This is a genomic window from Paenibacillus sp. SER-28, assembly GCF_052906305.1.
This window is the reverse complement of sequence record NZ_JBRECM010000068.1, coordinates 1-277: the sequence shown is the minus strand read 5'-3', so window position 1 is coordinate 277 and position 277 is coordinate 1. Positions and strand designations below refer to the sequence as shown.

Genomic DNA, 277 nt, shown 5'->3' with positions numbered 1-277 from the left:
TTATTACTGTCGCGGGGTGGAGCAGTTCGGTAGCTCGTCGGGCTCATAACCCGAAGGTCGCAGGTTCAAATCCTGCCTCCGCAATTACTTTCAACTAAGAGAGTTGCCTCTGGAACCGTGGTGTAGAGGCCCAACATGCCTGCCTGTCACGCAGGAGATCGCGGGTTCGAATCCCGTCGGTTCCGCCATTTAACTTAATATGCCGGTGTAGCTCAACTGGTAGAGCAACTGACTTGTAATCAGTAGGTTGGGGGTTCAAGTCCTCTCGCCGGCACCA

3 tRNA genes are annotated in these 277 nt (G+C 54.2%); all 3 read left to right on the top strand.

What is annotated here, in order from left to right:
- Nucleotides 1-10: 10 nt before the first annotated feature.
- The 3 genes from ACUYLD_RS25670 to ACUYLD_RS25660 all read left to right on the top strand — a co-directional run bounded on the left by ACUYLD_RS25670 (nucleotide 11) and on the right by ACUYLD_RS25660 (nucleotide 277).
- Nucleotides 11-84 (top strand) — tRNA-Met (locus ACUYLD_RS25670).
- 27 nt (nucleotides 85-111) lie between these two features.
- Nucleotides 112-188 (top strand) — tRNA-Asp (locus ACUYLD_RS25665).
- A 13-nt stretch (nucleotides 189-201) separates the two neighbouring features.
- Nucleotides 202-277 (top strand) — tRNA-Thr (locus ACUYLD_RS25660).